The following is a 17,764-nucleotide window of genomic DNA, read 5'->3' on the forward strand; positions in this document are numbered from 1 at the left end:
CCGTATTGAGATCTTGGACGTCGGCAGGACCTCAGCTGACCACCGTACGAGGTGGTCGGGCTGAGCCTGCCGGGCCATCGGTTCGACCACCCGACTGAGGGGTGTGAGAACTGGTGGACTGGGACACCGTCACCCTGCTCGTGCTGGCCGCCTTCGGCCTGGCCGGGCTGATACTCACCATGGCAGCGGAGCTCCTGTCCAAAGTCCCCGCCGTCATCGAGGCATGGCGCCGGGTCCGCGCCGCTTGGCGCGGCGGCGATGATGGCTAGGCGGCCAGGCCGGGGCCGAGCGAAGCGGCGGTGGCCGGGGCGAGCCACACGAGCTGTGCGGTGACTCCGTCCAGGGAGAACCACGCCTCCACCCGCTCGGGCGACGCCAGCGCCAACCGCTGCCCTGGCCCGACCACTTCGGTACGGCCGTCCTCATGGGCCATGCCCCATGCCGCGATCTCCACGTCTGATTCTCCGGTGTCCTCGTACGGGTGGATGCGGGCCACGGCGAAGAGGCGGGGCGCGGTGGCGAGGACGAGTGCGCGGAGTTCTTTGCCGAGGTCGAAAGGGGCGGAGGTGGGTTGGTCGGGGGATACGGTGGCCATGCGTGTCTCCTTGCTGGGCGGTGGAGTTGGGAGGAATGGGGGCCGGACATGCGGCAGTTGAACACTGCAGCCCGATGAAGTGGCCTGGCTCACAGAGTAGAGCAATCGGTAAGACGGTAGCTACAAAATGGGATGATGGATCTACCGTCGCCACTCGTTCCGGTGATGACCCCGCACATCTGGTTTGAAGTAAGGAGCAGCGCATGCCACCGAGGTCGGTCCCGACCGCACGCCAGGTTCGCCTGGGTGCCGAACTGCGCAAGCTCCGTGAACGCGCCGGATTGACCGCCCGGGAGGCAGGCGAGCTGATCAGCGCGAACCAGGCACGCATCAGCAACATCGAAACTGGCCGTTTCGGGCTCAGTGAGCAGCGTGTCCGCACCCTCGCCCATAACTACAGCTGTGCTGACGAGCACCTCATCAGCGCTCTGGTCGCCATGACAGGGAAGCAGAAGCGGGGCTGGTGGGAGGAGTACCGAGGAAGGCTGCCCGCGTCGTTGCTCGATCTCGCCGAGCACATGCACCACGCGACTGAGGTGTGGATGGCGAACGTGCTCCACATCCCTGGTCTGCTCCAGACCGCGGACTACGCGCGAGCGGTCTTCAGTGAGGCGGTCCCCTCGCTGCCTCCGCCTGATGTGGAGCATCGCGTCTCTTTCCGCATCAAACTCCAGGAGATCCTGTACGCAGCCCGCCCCACCCCCTTCAAGGCCGTGATCCATGAGGCCGCGCTGCGCATGCCGTTCGGAGGGCCGACAACTACTCGTCACCAGTTGCAGCACATCCTCGACATGAGCGAACGGGCAGACATCACCGTGCTGACGGTCCCATTCCGCAGCGGCGTCTTCCCCGGTTCTGGTCAGTCGGTCGTCTACTTCGGTGGTCCCGTGCCGCAACTCGATACCGTTCTACTCGATCAATCGCATGGCACGGTGCTGCTTGACGCGGAAGCTCAGCTGGAGAAGTACCGACTGCTGTTCGACAAGATGGAAGCGACTGCCCTCGAGCCCAAGCGGTCGCGCGACTTCATCCACGGACTTATCCATGAGCGGTGACAAGGAGGAGCGTATGAACATGGTCGATTGGCGACAGTCGTCGTATTGCCAGGAAGGAGCCTCTTGCGTGAACGTCGCTGAAGGCGAGCACAACGCGATATTGCTCCGCGAGAGCGAGCACCCCGAGGTCATACTCTCAACCACCCGCACGCGCCTGAGAGCCTTCATACGCGCTGCCAAGGCGGGCCAGTTCGACCATGTCGCCGGATCCTGACAAGGCTGTGCGGCGGGGCGCGCCGCGATGCATCATCGGCTGGCGTACCCCTTAGCGACGACTCCGAGAGGTTCACGATCGATGGCCACAGCGGTACGTCAGGCATTGATCAACGCGCGGCGATCGGCAGTGCACTTGGAAATGCGCGACATCTACACGCCTGGCGACCCTGACTTCGCCGACTGGCGCGCCGGGGTACGCTTCGACCCCGCAGAGCGGTGGCGGAGCTGGTTCGACCTCGTGGTGTCGACTGTTTCACGCGGTGTTCGGATGCGGCGTGCCCGCATCATCTCTGAGCCTGTCAGCGAATACATCAGGTACGAGTACGACGTGACCGGGCGCCACAACGTCGCCGCGGGGGAGGAAGTGCGCTGGCTGCCCAGAAGGCGGGCGGCTGACTTGGCCCTTCCGGGAGCGGACTTCTGGCTGATCGACGAACAGGTTGTGATCTTCGACCACTTCGACGGCGACGGGAACTGGAACCCAGCCACGGACATGGAGATTCGAACCAATCCCGATACGGTTGGGCTGGCCGCTTCCGCGTTCGAATCTGTTTGGGAGCGAGCCCTGCCTCATGCGCAGTACCGGCCACGGTAATCCTCCTCGTGACGGCAGTGCGGTACGGATTTCCTGTTCTGGAAACATAGATGTCTTGCGTACCAGCTGCGGTGGTCGCGAGTATCGACACGACACAGCGCAGACCAGGAGGGGATTGATGAAGGTATCGATGCTCGTCAGTACGTGCGACATCAAGGATTGCCCGACCATCTACGCCACGGACCGGGACACCCTCCTTGTGCAGGGGGAGGTGCCCGCTGATCACGGGCTGGAGATTCCCGCGAACGAGAGCGTCGTGGAGATCCCGATGCAGCTTCTCCTCGATCTCATTCGAAAGGCACTTCGTGACAAGCTCGTCTAAGAGCCTCGGTGAGCTGTTCGACACCTTCGAACGTGAGGCGTTCCGGCTGGAGACGTTGGACGACTACAGCGGATCGGGTAACTCGGACGTGTACCGGCGGTTTCTCGCGGGGGAGGCGTGCCCCGAGAACTACAACGCCGAGTGGGTGGCAGAACTCCGGTCCCATACGGGCAACGGGAAGCGCATCTACCGGGTGCACATTCTCTCGCGTCCCCTCACACCGTATCTTCGGTTCGAGCTTGGTTGGGGATACCTCACGAACCAGGCCGGCGGTGAAGAGTTCTTCATCCTCGACACCACGGACGCGGCCAACCCACTCGACGGCGTAGGGGACTTCTGGCTCTTCGACACCGCAACACCTGTCGCCATGTACTACGACGCCGCAGGAGTGGTTACCGGGCGGGAAACGTTGCCCAGCAGCCGTGCCACTGAGTTCATCGAGTACCGGGACATGGCTCTGGCTCGCGCGGTGCCTTTCTCCGAATGGTGGGCGAAGCACGGGGAGTGAACAGAGGGGAGCTTGGAGCAGCGCTGCGGGCACTACGGTTGGCATCCGGGAAGGAAGCCAAATCCGTCGCCCGCAGCGCTGTCATGTCTACCAGCAAGCTGAGCAAGATTGAGACGGGAAAAGTCGCACCGTCTGTTGTGGATGTAGAGGGGATTTTGGTAGCTCTTGGCGTCTCTGACGAGGTCAAGGGTGAATACCTTGACGCCGTGCGAGCGGCGGCCACCGAAACCACGGCGTGGCGACTGGTGCGTCGGCTGGGAGTACACAAGGCGCAACAGCAGACGAGAGCGCTCGAATCCCGAATGAGGCTGCTGCAACTCTTCCAACCCGCCCTGGTTCCCGGCCTGTTGCAAACCCCCGAGTACATCCGTGCTGTCCTCGCTCGCCATGATCTCAGCGAAGACACTCTGACGCGCACCGTAACCGCTCGCCTTGAGCGTCAGCAGGTCCTACATGACGACACCAAGAGTCTGAATTTCGTCATCACGGAGAACGTGCTCCGCTGGCGCATCGTGTCGCCCTCCAGGATGGCCGAGCAGATGGACCGACTCATCTCGCTTTCGCGATTGCCTCATATAAGTCTCCGAGTTGTCCCCTTCTCTGTCGAGCAACGTGACATCGCTAACCATGCATTCGTCATCCGGGACGCGAGGGTCGTGACCGTCGAGACGGTCCACGCTGAACTGGTGGTTACAGACCCGAGAGATGTTGCTCAATACGTTGATAAGTTCGACGGCTTTGCCTCGGTCGCTCTTCTCGGTGACGAGATGCGGAGAATGATCGAGAGCGCAAGAGACGACTTCTTGCGTGAACAGGAAACTGGCTAGAGGTATTTCCGAGGTGCCTCATAGGTTGAACTCAGCCCACGGCGGGGAGTCCGACCCATGAAAATCACTGAAGAACATATCGACGCCATGCGTTCCGAGCGTCACCGAGCGGCCGGAGAAGACGCGAGAGCGATCGCTGAACTACTCCGACAGGCACTGGGTCGTCTCGGCTTCACCCCGGACGTAGCCATGCCGCACGGTGAAAAGGGCGACGCCCTGTTCTGGCCGGTCCTGCGGGGCGAGGTGACGGTCTCGGGTCACCCCATGGTCGCCCTCGGCCGAATCCCGCTCGACAGTGCGAATCGGCTCGCGGAAATTCTCATGCGCGCCGCTCTGGAGGAGCACACCAAGAAGGCCACCACTCGGTGAGCCGTTTCTAAAACCCCCGTCCCGGCTGGACCGGAGCCCTGGCAGGTCGAGCCCAGCGCGGAACGGGTGCATGTGCACGACGGCGCGAGGAGAGCCCCCGCGTCGACAGCACCGAAGGGAATCATCTCGATGCGCTTACGCGGATTCAAGGCCGTCGTCCGACAGGACCCGGAGGACGACGGGCCGACCGAGGGCGGCCAGCAAGGCGGATGTGGTGACGGTGACGGCTGCGGTCGGCAGTAGTCGCGTGATGCAAACGGGCGGCCCTCCCCTTGTGGGGGCCGCCCTCACCGAGAGAGCGAGCGCATGCATCTCCACGGCTACACCTGGTTGGGGTCCGCTCATGAGTTGCTCAAGGACGGTCCCCGGCGTCCCCTTCACTCGGAGTTCGGATCCAGCAAGGTCGTCCCCCTGGAATGCGCCCACTGGCTGCTCAAGCCCGCCTCCTTCGTGCAGGGGACATGGAGCGATCCGGACCGTGCGGCCGAATGGTTCGGTCGGCAAATGCGGTCCCACGCCGCATCGTTCGCATCCGAGCATGACCGTGACAGTGCCCGGCTCGTCGCCGCGGCTGGCCGCGCGGTGGAGAGAGCGATGGGTGGTCAGGACGTGGTCGGCGGCTGGTATCTCACGGGACAGAGGTTCCTGTCCGTGTGCCTCATCGCGTGCAGTCCGCACCGTCTGCGCCCCGAGATTCCCTGCCCTGTCGACGCCGTCGGCGCGATCAGTCCGGCGGCAGATACTCCCACCGCTTGACGTCCGCACAGCTGTGGAAGCCGAATGCCTTGGCGGCGGTCCCGGCTTCCTTCGACTTGATCCTGGCGTCAGCCGCGATCATGGCGAGGAGCAGGTCCATGCCGGGCTTGGCGTTCTGGAAGGTGTTGTGCATGGTGTACAGCTCGTCGGCGTAGGCGTCGAGCTTGTGCAGCCAGGTGGTCAACTCGGCCCGCTTCGCTTTGGACTTGGGGGCGGGCAACCCTTTGACATGTGTGTAAAGATCCCTGATCAGCGCTCCCCGCTTGCGCATCTTCGCCACATCGTCACCGCCGATGTCATGGCCGTAGGCCAGGTCCCCGCGGAACCGGTCGGTGATGGTGTCGCACTTCTTGTCGGCACTCTCGACCAGCCCGGGAGGCGACGACGAGCAACCGCCGAGGGCGGCCACGCCGACCAGCACGACCGCGCCCACGCCGCTCACCCGCCTGGGGGCGCGGCGTCGGCGTGGCCGCTGGCGATAGGTGCTCTCGTCGCGCATGTCATCCCGTTCCCGCCGTGGACATTGTGGGACCGGGACGTCCCGGCCATCAGCCAGGATGGTTGCGCAGGTGCTCGGGACCCCTCCCGGGAGCTGTGCGGTTGTCGCCGCTCACACGGTGGGACGCACCCGTTGTTGAAACTCCGTCGTACGCGTCGCGTAGTGCCAAGCCACGTCACGCACCTGGCAAGCCCGGACAACTGTCTCGGCGTCCTCGGCCACGTGCACGCCCAGGGTGGCACCGTCGTCGCCGAAGACGAACCTCACGACGATCTGTGAGTCGAAGAGCCAGAAGTCGTAGTCCGGCAGGCCGATGCGCTGCGCGTCCGACCTGTACATGTTCCGGATGTCCTCCCCTGCCTCGACGTTCCCGAGACCGGAGGCGAGCAGGAAGCGCTGCCCCTCGGAGGGTGGGTCATCGACGAGTCGCACCCGTTCGAAGCGCTTTCCGGCATCCGTCTGCGCCCGGACACCGGCATGCCAGGGTTGTTCGGGTTCATAGCGCCCGATGTTTTCGCCTGCCTTCCAGCGCTGCCATTTCGCCCCACTGCGATCGGACGCGTAACCGCTCTGTGTCTCCAGGCGCCAGGCAGTGTGTTCGAAATGCTCGAAGAGGTGTGCAATGTCATCGAACGGCACTAGATCCGGCATCTCGCTCCTTGGCTGCGAAAGGGGCCAATAGCTCTCTGGCCAAGTATGTGTCGACGCGCTCGGCGCAGGGGTGGCATTCGATACAAATGCCTTGAGTCGGAGGTGACGGTCTCCGTCCCGGCGTCCTCGGTGCGTCGAGTAAGGAGGTGCCGGGCGGGGTCCGAGTTGTCCGGTTCGGTGCTGTCCGTCGCCCAACGTGCCTTATATGCTCGCGGGTTGGCTGTCCGACCGTTGCAGGAGGTGCTGTGCGAGACCAGAAGATGTACTGCTACACCTGTGGGGGCGACGAGCTGCACCGTCGTCTCGCCGCCAACGAGAAGGCTTGGCTCAAGAACCGGACGGGGCGGAAGACGGTCGAGGAGTTCTTCATGTGCAAGGCGCCGAACTGCCGCAATCTGCGGACCGGTTTCCAGAAGCGTCCCTTCGATCCCATCCTCCGCCTGCCGGACGACCTCTGATCCCGTGTGAGGCGGCGGCGCCGTGCGGCAGACAGTTGCCGCGCGGCGCCGTCGTTGTGGCCGCGCCCCGCGCCCGTCGTGGTGGCCGCGCTCCCGCGCCCGTGGTGGTTGAACGCGGGACGAACAGTGGATGAGAGGTGAGCCACATCGGCCACATGCGCGTTCTTGGCGCGTACATTCGCCCCCCTGAAGCCATTGCATGCACGGGGGGCAACAACCATGAAGTGGCTGGAGCAGTTGACCGCGCCCGAGAATCTGTTGGCGCTGCTCGGCGTCGTGGTGACGGTCGGGGGGCTGTCGTACGAGCGGCTGATACCGGGGCGGAAGCGTATCGGCTATCGCGTGCAGATGGACACGTTGATAGATGACAGTACCCAGGACGGGCCGATTCATCAGCGGTTGCGGATGCTGGAGAACAATCCGGATCTGGCCGGGGCCTCACTCGTCCTGCTGCGGATCGAGAACGACGGATTCCGCAGCCTTGACGCCGACGACTACATCACCGCACCGGCGACGAACCACCGCGGGCTCACCGCGACCTTTCCCAATCGGATCGTGCGGGACGTGGCGGTCACCGAGCCCAGCCATCCGGATCTGCTGCGGCACCTTCCGCAGCGCGGGACGCCGGAGAATCCCGGGCTGGTGTGTGCGGGCAATGAGATCTCGCTGCCCCGGGTGCCGCTGAACAAGGGGGATCACTTCAAGCTGCTGGTGCTGCTGACGGGTGCCGGGACCGACAAGCCGCCGCATGTGGGCGGGCGGATCAAGGAAGGCAGGATCCGCAACAACGAGAAGTTCCGGCGGCCCAGCAACCGGATGCTCGGGCTGATCGGCAGCCTGCTGGCGCTGCTGATCCTCCAGCCCTTCGGCACGCAGCTGTTGCGGGACGATCCGCTGCCGCGCGGCTGCGCCGAGGGGAAGCTGACGATCGTCGGCTCGACCGCGTTCAAGCCGGTCACCCAGGATGTGGGTGCGGCATATCAGAGCGACTGCCGAGGTGCCCAGGTCACCGTGGAGGCGCAGGGCAGTGGGCGCGGTACGAAGACGCTGATCGACGCCGGGGAGGCGGCGAAGGGCGGATTCCCGGCGTATCTGGCCTTCTCCGATGGACCGGACGGAGACGGGAACCCCCAGCTCAAGGAGCATCTGGTGGCGCTGTCGGTCTTCAGCGTGGTGGTGAACAAGGACGTCAGGGCAACGGATCTGTCCCTCGAGGATCTCCGCGGGCTCTACTCCGGCCGGATCACCAACTGGAATCAGCTGCCCGGCGGCCCCGATCTGCCGGTGCGGCTGGTGAGCCGGGACGCGAAATCCGGGACGCGCGGGGTGTTCGAGAACCGGGTGCTGGGCGGCAATGAGATCTCCCGGACGTCCGACAACTGCCGGACCCCGAAATTCGCCCGGGATCACGTCATCCGCTGTGAACTCGACAGCACTGGCGAGGTGTTGAAGACGGTGGCGAACACCCCCGGCGCGATCGGCTACGCCGAATTGCATTCCGCCGAGGAGAGCGCCCAGAAGAAGGCTCTCCATCTGATGGCCCTCGGCAACCGCAAGCCCTCTATCGACGCGGTGCGGGAGCGGATCTACCCCTTCTGGGAGCCGGAGTACGCGTACACCTACACCGCGCCGCCCCCGAACTCCCTGACCTCGAAGTTCCTCGACTATCTGGCGGGCGATACCGGGCGCAACCTCGTCGAGAAGCACGGTCATCTGCCCTGTGCCGCCGCGGAGAACCAGCGGGCGTGTCAGCTGGCGACCGGCGGGCGGTAAACGGCGATCGGGGGAGGCGCGACCGGTCGGCCGGGTGGGTACCTGAGCCCGGCCGACCGGCGGGGGTCACTTGACGTTCACGCCGCCCCAGGCGTTGTCGACCGCCTTGTACTCGGTGCTGCTCGCGCCGTACAGGGCCTTCGCGGCCTTGAGGGTCGCGGTGCGGGCCTTGGCGTAGTTGGTGGTCGAGGTCATGTACGAGGACAGGGCCTTGTACCAGATCTTCTCGGCCTTGGCCCGGCCGATGCCCTTGACGGTGCGGCCGTCCTTGGTCGGGCTGTTGTAGGTCACCCCGCCGATGACCTTACGGCCACTGCCCTCGGCCAGCAGGTAGAAGAAGTGGTTGGCGATACCGGAGGTGAAGTGCGGGTCGTCGTTGCCCACACCGCTCTTCCAGTAGTCGTAGGACAGACCGTCCTTGCTGGGCTTGTCCATGTAGCGCAGCGGTGTGCCGTCGCCGTTGATGTCGATCTTCTCGCCGATGAGGTAGTCACCGGGGTCCTTGGCGTTCTTGGCGTAGAACTCCACGGCGGTGCCGAAGATGTCGGAGGTGGCCTCGTTGAGCCCGCCGGACTCGCCGCTGTACTCCAGGTTGGCGGTGGCCGAGGTGAGCCCGTGGCTCATCTCGTGGCCCGCGACGTCGAGCGCGGTGAGGGGCTTCTTGTTGCCCGCGCCGTCGCCGTAGGTCATGCAGAAGCAGTCGTCGTCCCAGAAGGCGTTCTCGTACGCGTCGCCGTAGTGGACGCGGGAGTACGCGGCCTTGCCGTTCCCCTTGATGCCGTTCCGGCCGAGGACCTTCTTGTAGTAGTCCCAGGTCATGGCGGCGCCGTAGTGGACGTCCACGGCGGCGGTCTGCGCGATGGTGGGCTTGCCGTTGCCCCAGACGTTGTCGGCGTCGTAGAACGCCGACCCCTTCTTGGTGTCTTCCCACGCGTGCTTGAGGTTGTACGTCATATGGCCGCCGCGCGCGGTGTCCTTCAGCAGCCACTGGCTGCCGCTGCGGACGCTGCCGACGGTGACCTTGCCGTTGTGCTGACCGGTGCCGGTGCCGTTCTCGACGGCCTGGAACTCGTAGAGCTTCTTGCCGGTGTCGGCGTCGGTGATGACGTGCAGCTTGCTGGGCGTACCGTCCTTCTGGACCCCGCTGACGACCGTCTCGTAGGCGAGCGTGGGCTTGCCGGTGGCGGCCCAGATCACCTTGCGCGGTGCGGCCTTGGTGCCGGTCTCCTTGTCGCCCGCGGCCCGCGCGGCGCTCAGGGCGGACCGCTGGGCGCCGGAGGGGGCGACGGCGGCGCTGGTGTCGGCGACCTTGATATCGGCGTCGGTCGCCTTGTCGACACCCTGGGAGGCACCGCTCGCGGACTCATGGGCGATCAGATCGCCGCCGAGGACGGGCAGTCCGGCGTAGGTGCGCTCGTAGCGGGTGTGGGTGGTGCCGTCGGCGTCCTTGATGACGTCCTTGACGACCAGCTTCTCCTTGGCCCCGAGCCCCAGCGACCTCGCGGTGGAGACCGCGGTCGCCCCCGCCTCGCGCAGCAGCTCGGCGCGGACGGAGGGGGAGAGCGAGACGGTGGAGGCATCCGCCCGGGAGGCGGAGGAGGCCGAAGCGGCCGAGGGGGCGGCGGCGTTCGCGGAACCGGCGGTGGCGCCGGCGGCGAGCAGGGAGGCGGCCAGGGTCGCCGCTCCGGCGGCGAGGGCGGTACGCGAGCGTCTGAGACGGGATATGCCGGATATAGCTGTCGTCGAACGTGAATCCACGCGTATCTCCAGTTGTGATGCGGAGTTGGGCGAAGCTTCCGCCCAACGCGACAAAGATGTCGCTTTGCCGTAGATAAAACATACCGGTGCCCGGGGCCTCAGGCCCCGGGCACCGGCAGAGTGTCGTGCGGTAACTCGACTGGTTTTACTTGACGTTGACCCCGGCCCAGGCGGCGTCCACGCCCTTGTACTCGGCGCTGTCGGCACCGAAGAGGTCCGTGGCGGCCTTCAGCGTGGCCTCACGGGCGGCGTGGTAGTCGGTGTTGGAGGTCATGTACGTGGTCAGGGCCTTGTACCAGATCTTCTCGGCCTTGTCCCGCCCGATGCCCTCGACCTTGGAGCCGTCGGAGGTGGGGCTGTCGTACTTCACACCGTTGATCTCCTTCGCGCCGCTGCCCTCGGACAGCAGGTAGAAGAAGTGGTTGGCGACACCGGAGGAGTAGTGCACATCCGTGTCGCCCACGCCGTCGGACCACTCGTCCGCGGACTGCCCGTCCTTGCTGGGCTTGTCCATGTAGCGCAGCGGGGTGCCGTCGCCGTTGATGTCGATCGCCTCGCCGATGAGGTAGTCACCGACGTCGGTGGAGTTCTTGACGTTGAACTCCACCGAGGTGCCGAAGATGTCGGAGGTGGCCTCGTTGAGGCCGCCCGACTCGCCGCTGTACTCCAGGCCCGCGGTCTTGGAGGTGACGCCGTGGCTCATCTCGTGGCCCGCCACGTCGAGCGCGGTCAGCGGCGCCTTGTTGCCCTCGCCGTCGCCGTAGGTCATGCAGAAGCAGCTGTCGTCCCAGAAGGCGTTGACGTAGCTGTCGCCGTAGTGCACGCGGGAGTAGGCGCCCTTGCCGTCGCCCGCGATGCCGTCGCGGCCGTGCACGTTCTTGTAGTAGTCCCAGGTGGCGGCGGCGCCGTAGTGGGCGTCGACGGCGGCGGTCTGGGGGTCGTCCGGCTTGCCGGTGCCCCAGTTGTCGTCGTCGTCGGTGAACGCCTTGCCCTCGCCCTCCTCGCCGTTCTCCAGGTTGGTGGTCTTGTGGCCGCCGCGGTCGGCGTCGGTCAGGGTGTAACCGCTGCCTTCCTTGCTGGTGCCGAGCTCGACCGAGCCGCTGTACTCGCTCTCGCCCTTGCCGGTCTCGATGCCCTGGTACTCGTAGAGCTTCTTGCCGGTGGCGGCGTCGGTGATGACGTGCAGCTGGTTCGGGGTGCCGTCCTTCTGCACCCCGCCGACGACGGTCTCGTAGGCCAGCACGGGCTTGCCGGTGGCGGCCCAGATCACCTTGCGCGGAGCCTGGTCGGCCGCCGCCTGGGTGGTGTCGTCGGCCTTGGCCAGCTTGACGGCGGCCTTGGCCGCGGTGCTCGGGGCGATCCCGGCCGCGGTGGAGGCGACCTTGACAGTGGCCTTGGTGGCCTTGGTGACGCTCTTGACGTCACCGCCCTTGGCCTTGTGGACGATCAGGTCGCCGCCCAGGACGGGCAGGCCGTCGTAGGTGCGGTCGTAGCGGGTGTGGGTGGTGCCGTCGGCGTCCTTGATGACGTCCTTGACGACCAGCTTCTCCTTGGCGCCGAGGCCGAGCGACGAGGCGGTGTCCGCCTTGGTCGCGTTGGCCTCACGGAGCAGCTCGGCGCGGGCCGAGGCGGTGAGCGCCGTGGGCTGGCCGCCGGACTTGGCCGGGGCGGCACCCGCGGTGCCGGTGGTCATTCCCGAGGCGAGCAGGGCCGCCGCGGCGACCACGGTACCGGCCGCGATCACCGAACGCCGCTTGCCGGCACCGGATATGGGCATGCTGAAGGTCTTGCGCACGCGATCTCCTCGTTGCTGTGGGGGGTCAGCGCCGGGCTGCGGGGAAGTGCGGCCCGGTGCTGAACAAGAGGTACTGATGCGTAATGCGTTGGGCAGACTGTCACACAAGTCCGGGACATGTCACGGGTTTCATGACAGGTCGAAGGGAAAATGTTCGTTGAATGCTGATCAACCTTCGGAATCCGGACAGCTCGGCATAGGAGTCGGCGGCTACCGAAGCGAGGGCGAGGGCCAGGGCCAAGGGCCAGGTCAGGGCGTGAAGAGGCGCCGCCAGGGGGAGTCGGGTCGACCCCTGGCGACGCCTGTCCTGAGGGAGCCTCACGGCTCGGTCAGAAGGTCAGCTTCCAGCTGTTGAGGTAGCCGGTGTCCTGCGCGTACATGTCCTGGACCCGCAGCTTCCAGGTGCCGACCGCGGTCTCCGAGGACGCGTTCACGGTGTACGTGGTCCGTACGTCGTCCGCCGAGTCGAAGAGGCTGGCGCTCTTGAGCGGGTAGGCCGTACCGTCCGGGGCGATCAGGTCGATCGCCAGGTCGCCGCGGTAGCTGTGCACGATGTCCACACCCACCTGGAGGTTGGACGGCGCGTTCCCGGCCCGGCTCACCGCGATCGGCGAGGTGACCGGCGCACCCGCGTCCGGGATGGCGATGTCCGCGGTGTTCTCGAAGACATTGCCGCCACTGGTGTTCACGGTCCAGGTGAAGTCCGCCGTGCCGGTCTTGCCGGCCGAGTCGGTCACCGTGACCGTCACCTGGCTCGACCCGACGGTGGTCGGGGTCCCGGAGATCAGGCCGGTCGAGGAGTTGATCGACAGGCCCGCGGGCAGTCCATTGGCCGCGTAGGAGAGCGCGCCCGGGTTGGAGCTGGTCGCGGTGATCTGCAGGCTGGTGGCCTGGTCGACGATGCTGGTCTGGGCGCCGGGCGGGGTGACGGTGACGCCGTCGGCGATCCGGGTGCCGACGTTGACCCCGGCCCAGGCGTTTGCCACGGCGTTGTACTGCGCGCTGCCCTGGCCGAAGAGTTCGCCCGCCGCCCACAGCGTGGCGTCACGGGCGCCCGCGTAGTTGGTGTTGGAGGTCATCCGCTGGCTCAGCGCCTTGAACCAGATCTTCTCCGCGTTGCCCCGGCCGATGCCGGTGACCGGGAGGTTGTCGTAGGTCGGGCTGTCGTAGCTGACGCCGTTGATGACCTTGGCGCCGCTGCCCTCGGAGAGCAGGTAGAAGAAGTGGTTGGCGATGCCGGACGAGTAGTGGACGTCCACATTGCCGACACCGGAGTACCAGCTGTCCTTGGAGGCCCCGTCCTTGCTGGGCTTGTCCATGTAGCGCAGCGGGGTGCCGTCGCCGTTGATGTCGATCTTCTCTCCGACGAGGTAGTCCCCGGGGTCGCTCGCGTTGTCCGCGTAGAACTCGACGGCGGCGGCGAAGATGTCGGAGGTGCCTTCGTTGAGCCCGCCGGACTCACCGCTGTAGGTGAGGTTGGCGGTGGCCGCGGTGACCCCGTGGCTCATCTCGTGGGCGGCGACATCGATGGAGGTCAGCGGCTTGGCGTTGCCCGAGCCGTCGCCGTACGTCATGCAGAAGCAGGCGTCCTGCCAGAAGGCGTTGACATAGCCGCTGCTGTAGTGGACCCGGGAGTACGCCCCGACGCCGTCGCCCCTGATGCCGGTGCGGCCGTGGACGTATCTGTAGTAGTCCCAGGTCTCGGCGGCGCCGTAGTGCGCGTCCACGCCGGCGGTCGCGGCGTCGGAGGTGTTGCCGCTGCCCCAGACGTCGTCGGCGTCGGTGAAGAGCGTGCCGGTGCCCGAGGTGCCGCGGTTGAGGTTGTACGTCTTGTGGTTGCCGCGGCCGGAGTCGGTGAGGTTGTACGAGCCCGCGCTGCCCGAGGTGCCGAGGGCCACCTGGCCGCTGTACTGGCTGTTCCCGGTGCCCTTCTTGACGCCCTGGAACTCGAACAGCTTCGTGCCGGTGGCCGCGTCGGTGATGACGTGCAGCTCGTTCGGGGCGCCGTCCTCCTGGAGGCCGCCGACGACCGTCTCATAGGCGAGGGTCGGGGTGCCCTTCGCGGCCCAGATCACCTTGCGGGGCGCCCGCTCGGCCTCGGTCTTCCGCGAACCCTGCGCGTTCGCCGCCTTCACGGCGGCCTTCTCGGCGGTGGCGGGCGCGACGGCGGCGGTGGTGGTCGGCACGGTCAGCCGGGCCTTGGCCGCCTTGGCGACGGTCAGCCGCGCACCGCTCTTCGCCCGGTCGACGACCAGATCGCCGCCGAGGACGGGCAGTCCGGCGTAGGTGCGCTCGTAGCGGGTGTGGGTGGTGCCGTCGGCGTCCTTGATGACGTCCTTGACGACCAGCTTCTCCTTGGCGCCGAGCCCGAGGCCCTTGGCGGCCGTGCCCTTGGCGGCGTCGGCCTTCCGGATCAGCTCGGCGCGCTGGGCGGGGGAGAGCTTGGCGGGCAGGGCGCCGGGGTCGGGGGCGCCGGATATCGTGCGGGCGGCGGGGCGGTCGGCGGCGCCGTCCTGGCGGGCGGCGGCGGTGCCGCTCTGGAAACCGACGCCGATCATCGCCGCCGCGACGACCAGCGCACCGGTGGCTACGCCTCGTTGACCTGGGGTGCGACCGGATCTGCGGGTGCTGGGTCTGAGGTGCCGTTGGGGGAGGGATCTCACGCTGACTCCTTCTGCGCTGGCCGCACGGTGGTACGGCCGGGACGACCGGGCGGCTGGGTCGCCGTCCGGGCAGGGCAGGGCAGAGCGGGTTACCGTCCCCTGGCGTTACCGGGTGCGCCCTGCCGCAGACGAACGACGGGGCGCGGCCGCAGTGCGACCGGGGGTGTGTGGGGGTACGGCCTTGGGCCCGCACACTGTGGGAATGCGGGCGTCTCGGCCGAGGGAAGAGTGGCACCACTGGACTTGACCTGTCAGGATCGCGACAAGAACTTGTCCGGAAAGCGTCCGTTGACAGCTATGCCGTGTTCGTATGGCGGTGATTTACGGTCAAATTCGGCAATGCCCGATGTCGATGGCGTTCCGTAGCATCGCCCCCATGTCCGACCCCGTGAACCCGATCGACGAGCCCCCGCCTGCGCTGACCGAGCCTCACCACCTGCTCGGCGCCTATCTCGACTACTTCCGCTCCGTCGTGCCCAACAAGCTCGATGGCCTCGCGGAGCACGAGCTGCGCACCAGCCGACTGCCGTCCGGCTGGACCCCGTTGGAACTGCTCCACCATCTGACCCATGTCGAACGGCGCTGGCTGCGCTGGGGCTTCCTGGGCGAGGCGGTGGACGAGCCCTGGGGCGACCGCGGCCCCGAGGACCGATGGCAGGTCCCCGAGAGCATGTCGTCCGCCGAGGTGCGGGCGCGGTACGAGGAGCAGTGCGCCTGGTCGCGGGCGACCGTCGCGGGCGTACCGCTGGAGCGGCGGGCGGCCACCGGCGGGCGGTTCACCACCGAGGCCGAGGCCCCGACGCTCGGCTGGATCCTCTTCCACCTGCTCCAGGAGTACGCCCGCCACGCCGGACAGCTCGATGTCGTACGGGAGTTGGCCGACGGCTCGGTCGGTGAGTGAGACGCCCGGCCCCGCGGTCAGGACGAGTGCACGGCGGAGTCGAAGCGCGACTCCTCCCGCAGCAGCGCGCTCAGATCGGCCCCGGGACGCAGCTCGGCCGGGTCCTCACCCCTGCGGAAGAGGATCGCCCCGGCGTCGATGCCGCCCAGCGTCAGCCGGTCCGCGTCCCGGCGCAGCCAGGTGCCCTCGCGCAGCCCGACCACCGGAACGTCGTTCTCCTCCAGGAACTGCTCGAGCCGTAGGGCCCGGCTCTCGCCCATATGGGCGGTGTCCGGCTCGGCGTCGAGGTAGTGCGGGTTGATCTGGAACGGCAGCAGCCCCAGCGCCTCGAAGGTGGGCGGCTGGACGATGGGCATGTCGTTGGAGGTGCGCAGGGTCGGGCAGGCCATGTTGGTGCCCGCACTGGAGCCCATGTAGATCGCGCCCGCGGCCACCCGTTCCCGTATCGCCCGGACCAGATCGCGCTCATGCAACGCCTTGAGCAGCCGGAAGCTGTTGCCACCGCCGACGAACACCGCCTGCGCCCCGCGCACCAGCTCGGCCGGGTCGTCGGCGGTGTGCGCACCGGTGACCTCCACGCCCAGCGGCTCCAGGGCCGTGGCCACCTTGGCGGTGTAGCCGTCGTGGTCGGCCAGCGCGTACGGCACGAAGACGAGCCGGCGCGCGCCGTCCAGCGCCGAGGCGATCTCCTCGAGTGCGTGGTCCAGATAGCCGCGGCCGGGCGCGGCGGAGTTCGACAGCAGCAGCAACTGCATGAGGGGGCCTTTCTGGCGGTACGGCGGTACGGGCGGTACGGAGGGCTCGGGCGGTGAGGGGAATGGGGGTATGTGGGGGATTTGGGGTGAGTGGTCGGGATGGGTGGTGCGCCCCGCGGATGGGCGCCGCTCGGCGCCGCTAGCGGCGCGGGGCGCGCCGCGGCCGGGCCGGCGTCAGCAGCCTGCCCAGATCGGTGGCGCCCTGCAGCAGCGGCGCGATCAGCTGCTCCCGGCGGGGGCGCAGCACCTCGGGCGCGGCGGCCAGAGTCAGGGTGCCCACCGGACGTCTGCCCACCAGAACCGGCGCCGCGAGCGCCGCGCTGTCCGGATCGTACTCGCCCTCGGAGTAGGCGTAGCCGTCGCGCCGCACCTGGGAGAAGCGCTCCTCGAGCCGCACCGGATCGGTCGGCGTGTGCTCGCTGAAGCGCGCCATCGGGCGGCCGTACAGCAGCACGGCCCGGTCACCGGGCGGGAGCATACCGAAGTAGGCGCGGGAGGTGGCGCCGGCGTGTGCCGGGTACAGCTCGCCCGCCAGCACGTAGTAGCGCAGCGGGCCGGTGGCCCCGTCCGCCGCCGCGACGCAGCGCATGTGCACCCCGTCCGGGACCGCGAACAGTGTGTTCACCCCGACCGCCTCGGCCAGCGCCTCCAGGATCGGCCGGGCCAGGCTGGCCATGCCGCCGCCCCGCTCCCACACCCAGGACAGATGCCACACCGCCGGGCCCAGCCGGTAGCGGCGTGAGCGCTTGTCGGAGACCAGGAAGCCCCGGTAGGCCAGCGCGGCCAGCAGCCGCTGGGCCACCGACTTGTCCAGCCCGAACTCCTCGGCGATCTCGGTGACGCCCCACTCGGGGCGCTCGCGGTCGAAGGCGAGCAGCACGTTCAGCACGCGGTCCGCGGTCTGGAGGGGCGGGGCGCCGGTTACGGGCTTCTGTTCAGGCATGTCGAAAGAGTAAACATTCTCGGATATCGAGAAAACATTGCGCACAGCGCGACGCCGGGCGGACCCTGGCGGAGCCGACGGCCGGGCGGATCCCCGACCAGGCCGGTGCCCGGTGGCAGTGCCCGCCCCGCGCGCCGCTTCCCCCGCTCGTCCGGTCGGGCCATCGACGTCACCGATCGCCATACCGAGGCATGACCGATCGCCTCCCCGACGGCATCGCCGACGGCCTTACCGACCGCATCCGCGGATCACATCGCCGACGGCGTCCGTGACCGCGTTACCGATCACATCACCGACCGCATCACCGACCGCATCACCCCGCCGT

At 67.4% G+C, this 17,764-nt stretch carries 19 protein-coding genes; 11 read left to right on the forward strand and 8 right to left on the reverse strand.

Annotation, left to right across the window (positions count from 1 at the left end; all coding sequences use genetic code 11):
- Positions 1 to 113: 113 nt before the first annotated feature.
- A complete protein-coding gene (locus AS97_RS31050) occupies positions 114 to 269 on the forward strand; it encodes a hypothetical protein (RefSeq protein ID WP_197049083.1) in 156 nt (51 codons plus the stop codon).
- Here AS97_RS31050 and AS97_RS31055 read toward each other — a convergent pair.
- On the reverse strand, positions 266 to 595 hold the full coding sequence (locus AS97_RS31055; RefSeq protein WP_210566043.1) for a hypothetical protein: 330 nt from the start codon (positions 593 to 595) through the stop codon (positions 266 to 268). The two genes, AS97_RS31050 and AS97_RS31055, sit on opposite strands and share 4 nt — an antisense overlap.
- Before the next feature lie 203 nt (positions 596 to 798).
- On the opposite strand from AS97_RS31055, the gene AS97_RS31060 reads away from it, so the two are divergent.
- From AS97_RS31060 to AS97_RS31090, 7 genes are all read left to right on the forward strand, one after another.
- A complete protein-coding gene (locus AS97_RS31060; RefSeq protein WP_210566044.1) occupies positions 799 to 1,650 on the forward strand; it encodes a helix-turn-helix transcriptional regulator in 852 nt (283 codons plus the stop codon).
- A gap of 13 nt (positions 1,651 to 1,663) precedes the next feature.
- Positions 1,664 to 1,864: a DUF397 domain-containing protein gene (locus AS97_RS31065; RefSeq protein ID WP_210566045.1), complete on the forward strand. Its 201-nt coding sequence runs from the start codon at positions 1,664 to 1,666 to the stop codon at positions 1,862 to 1,864.
- Between the two features lie 81 nt (positions 1,865 to 1,945).
- Positions 1,946 to 2,461, forward strand: a complete 516-nt coding sequence (locus tag AS97_RS31070) for a DUF6879 family protein (protein WP_210566046.1) — start codon at positions 1,946 to 1,948, stop codon at positions 2,459 to 2,461.
- Positions 2,462 to 2,579: 118 nt separating this feature from the next.
- Complete coding sequence (locus AS97_RS31075) at positions 2,580 to 2,783, forward strand: hypothetical protein (RefSeq protein WP_210566047.1); 204 nt, start codon at positions 2,580 to 2,582, stop codon at positions 2,781 to 2,783.
- A complete protein-coding gene (locus AS97_RS31080) occupies positions 2,767 to 3,291 on the forward strand; it encodes a DUF6879 family protein (RefSeq protein ID WP_210566048.1) in 525 nt (174 codons plus the stop codon). The genes AS97_RS31075 and AS97_RS31080 overlap by 17 nt, the downstream gene beginning before the upstream one ends.
- A complete protein-coding gene (locus tag AS97_RS31085; protein ID WP_247204842.1) occupies positions 3,288 to 4,118 on the forward strand; it encodes a helix-turn-helix transcriptional regulator in 831 nt (276 codons plus the stop codon). The genes AS97_RS31080 and AS97_RS31085 overlap by 4 nt, the downstream gene beginning before the upstream one ends.
- Positions 4,119 to 4,175: 57 nt before the next feature.
- The gene (locus tag AS97_RS31090; RefSeq protein ID WP_210566050.1) at positions 4,176 to 4,487 is read left to right on the forward strand and encodes a hypothetical protein; all 312 of its coding nucleotides are present in this window, start codon (positions 4,176 to 4,178) and stop codon (positions 4,485 to 4,487) included.
- Positions 4,488 to 5,211: 724 nt separating this feature from the next.
- On the opposite strand, the gene AS97_RS31095 is transcribed toward AS97_RS31090, so the two are convergent.
- Together AS97_RS31095 and AS97_RS31100 are read right to left on the reverse strand one after the other, a co-directional pair.
- The gene (locus AS97_RS31095; protein WP_210566051.1) at positions 5,212 to 5,742 is read right to left on the reverse strand and encodes a hypothetical protein; all 531 of its coding nucleotides are present in this window, start codon (positions 5,740 to 5,742) and stop codon (positions 5,212 to 5,214) included.
- A gap of 111 nt (positions 5,743 to 5,853) precedes the next feature.
- On the reverse strand, positions 5,854 to 6,393 hold the full coding sequence (locus AS97_RS31100; protein WP_210566052.1) for a DUF6879 family protein: 540 nt from the start codon (positions 6,391 to 6,393) through the stop codon (positions 5,854 to 5,856).
- A 245-nt stretch (positions 6,394 to 6,638) separates the two neighbouring features.
- On the opposite strand from AS97_RS31100, the gene AS97_RS31105 reads away from it, so the two are divergent.
- Positions 6,639 to 6,851, forward strand: a complete 213-nt coding sequence (locus tag AS97_RS31105; RefSeq protein ID WP_210566053.1) for a hypothetical protein — start codon at positions 6,639 to 6,641, stop codon at positions 6,849 to 6,851.
- 219 nt (positions 6,852 to 7,070) lie between these two features.
- A complete protein-coding gene (locus AS97_RS31110; protein WP_125760982.1) occupies positions 7,071 to 8,624 on the forward strand; it encodes a phosphate ABC transporter substrate-binding protein in 1,554 nt (517 codons plus the stop codon).
- 66 nt (positions 8,625 to 8,690) lie between these two features.
- On the opposite strand, the gene AS97_RS31115 is transcribed toward AS97_RS31110, so the two are convergent.
- From AS97_RS31115 to AS97_RS31125, 3 genes are all read right to left on the reverse strand, one after another.
- A complete protein-coding gene (locus AS97_RS31115) occupies positions 8,691 to 10,382 on the reverse strand; it encodes a M4 family metallopeptidase (RefSeq protein WP_059144080.1) in 1,692 nt (563 codons plus the stop codon).
- Between the two features lie 145 nt (positions 10,383 to 10,527).
- On the reverse strand, positions 10,528 to 12,159 hold the full coding sequence (locus AS97_RS31120; protein WP_059144223.1) for a M4 family metallopeptidase: 1,632 nt from the start codon (positions 12,157 to 12,159) through the stop codon (positions 10,528 to 10,530).
- A gap of 347 nt (positions 12,160 to 12,506) precedes the next feature.
- On the reverse strand, positions 12,507 to 14,735 hold the full coding sequence (locus AS97_RS31125; protein WP_210567316.1) for a M4 family metallopeptidase: 2,229 nt from the start codon (positions 14,733 to 14,735) through the stop codon (positions 12,507 to 12,509).
- 481 nt (positions 14,736 to 15,216) lie between these two features.
- Between AS97_RS31125 and AS97_RS31130 the strand changes: the two genes are divergently transcribed.
- Complete coding sequence (locus tag AS97_RS31130) at positions 15,217 to 15,741, forward strand: DinB family protein (RefSeq protein ID WP_059144224.1); 525 nt, start codon at positions 15,217 to 15,219, stop codon at positions 15,739 to 15,741.
- Between the two features lie 17 nt (positions 15,742 to 15,758).
- On the opposite strand, the gene pepE is transcribed toward AS97_RS31130, so the two are convergent.
- Together pepE and AS97_RS31140 are read right to left on the reverse strand one after the other, a co-directional pair.
- Positions 15,759 to 16,496 carry a dipeptidase PepE gene (pepE, locus tag AS97_RS31135; RefSeq protein ID WP_059144082.1) on the reverse strand — a complete coding sequence of 246 codons (738 nt, stop codon included), beginning with the start codon at positions 16,494 to 16,496 and terminating at the stop codon, positions 15,759 to 15,761.
- Positions 16,497 to 16,635: 139 nt separating this feature from the next.
- The gene (locus tag AS97_RS31140) at positions 16,636 to 17,439 is read right to left on the reverse strand and encodes an IclR family transcriptional regulator (protein ID WP_086708085.1); all 804 of its coding nucleotides are present in this window, start codon (positions 17,437 to 17,439) and stop codon (positions 16,636 to 16,638) included.
- Positions 17,440 to 17,764 lie beyond the last annotated feature (325 nt).

The organism is Streptomyces sp. AgN23 (genome assembly GCF_001598115.1).
Lineage (GTDB): Bacteria > Actinomycetota > Actinomycetes > Streptomycetales > Streptomycetaceae > Streptomyces > Streptomyces antimycoticus.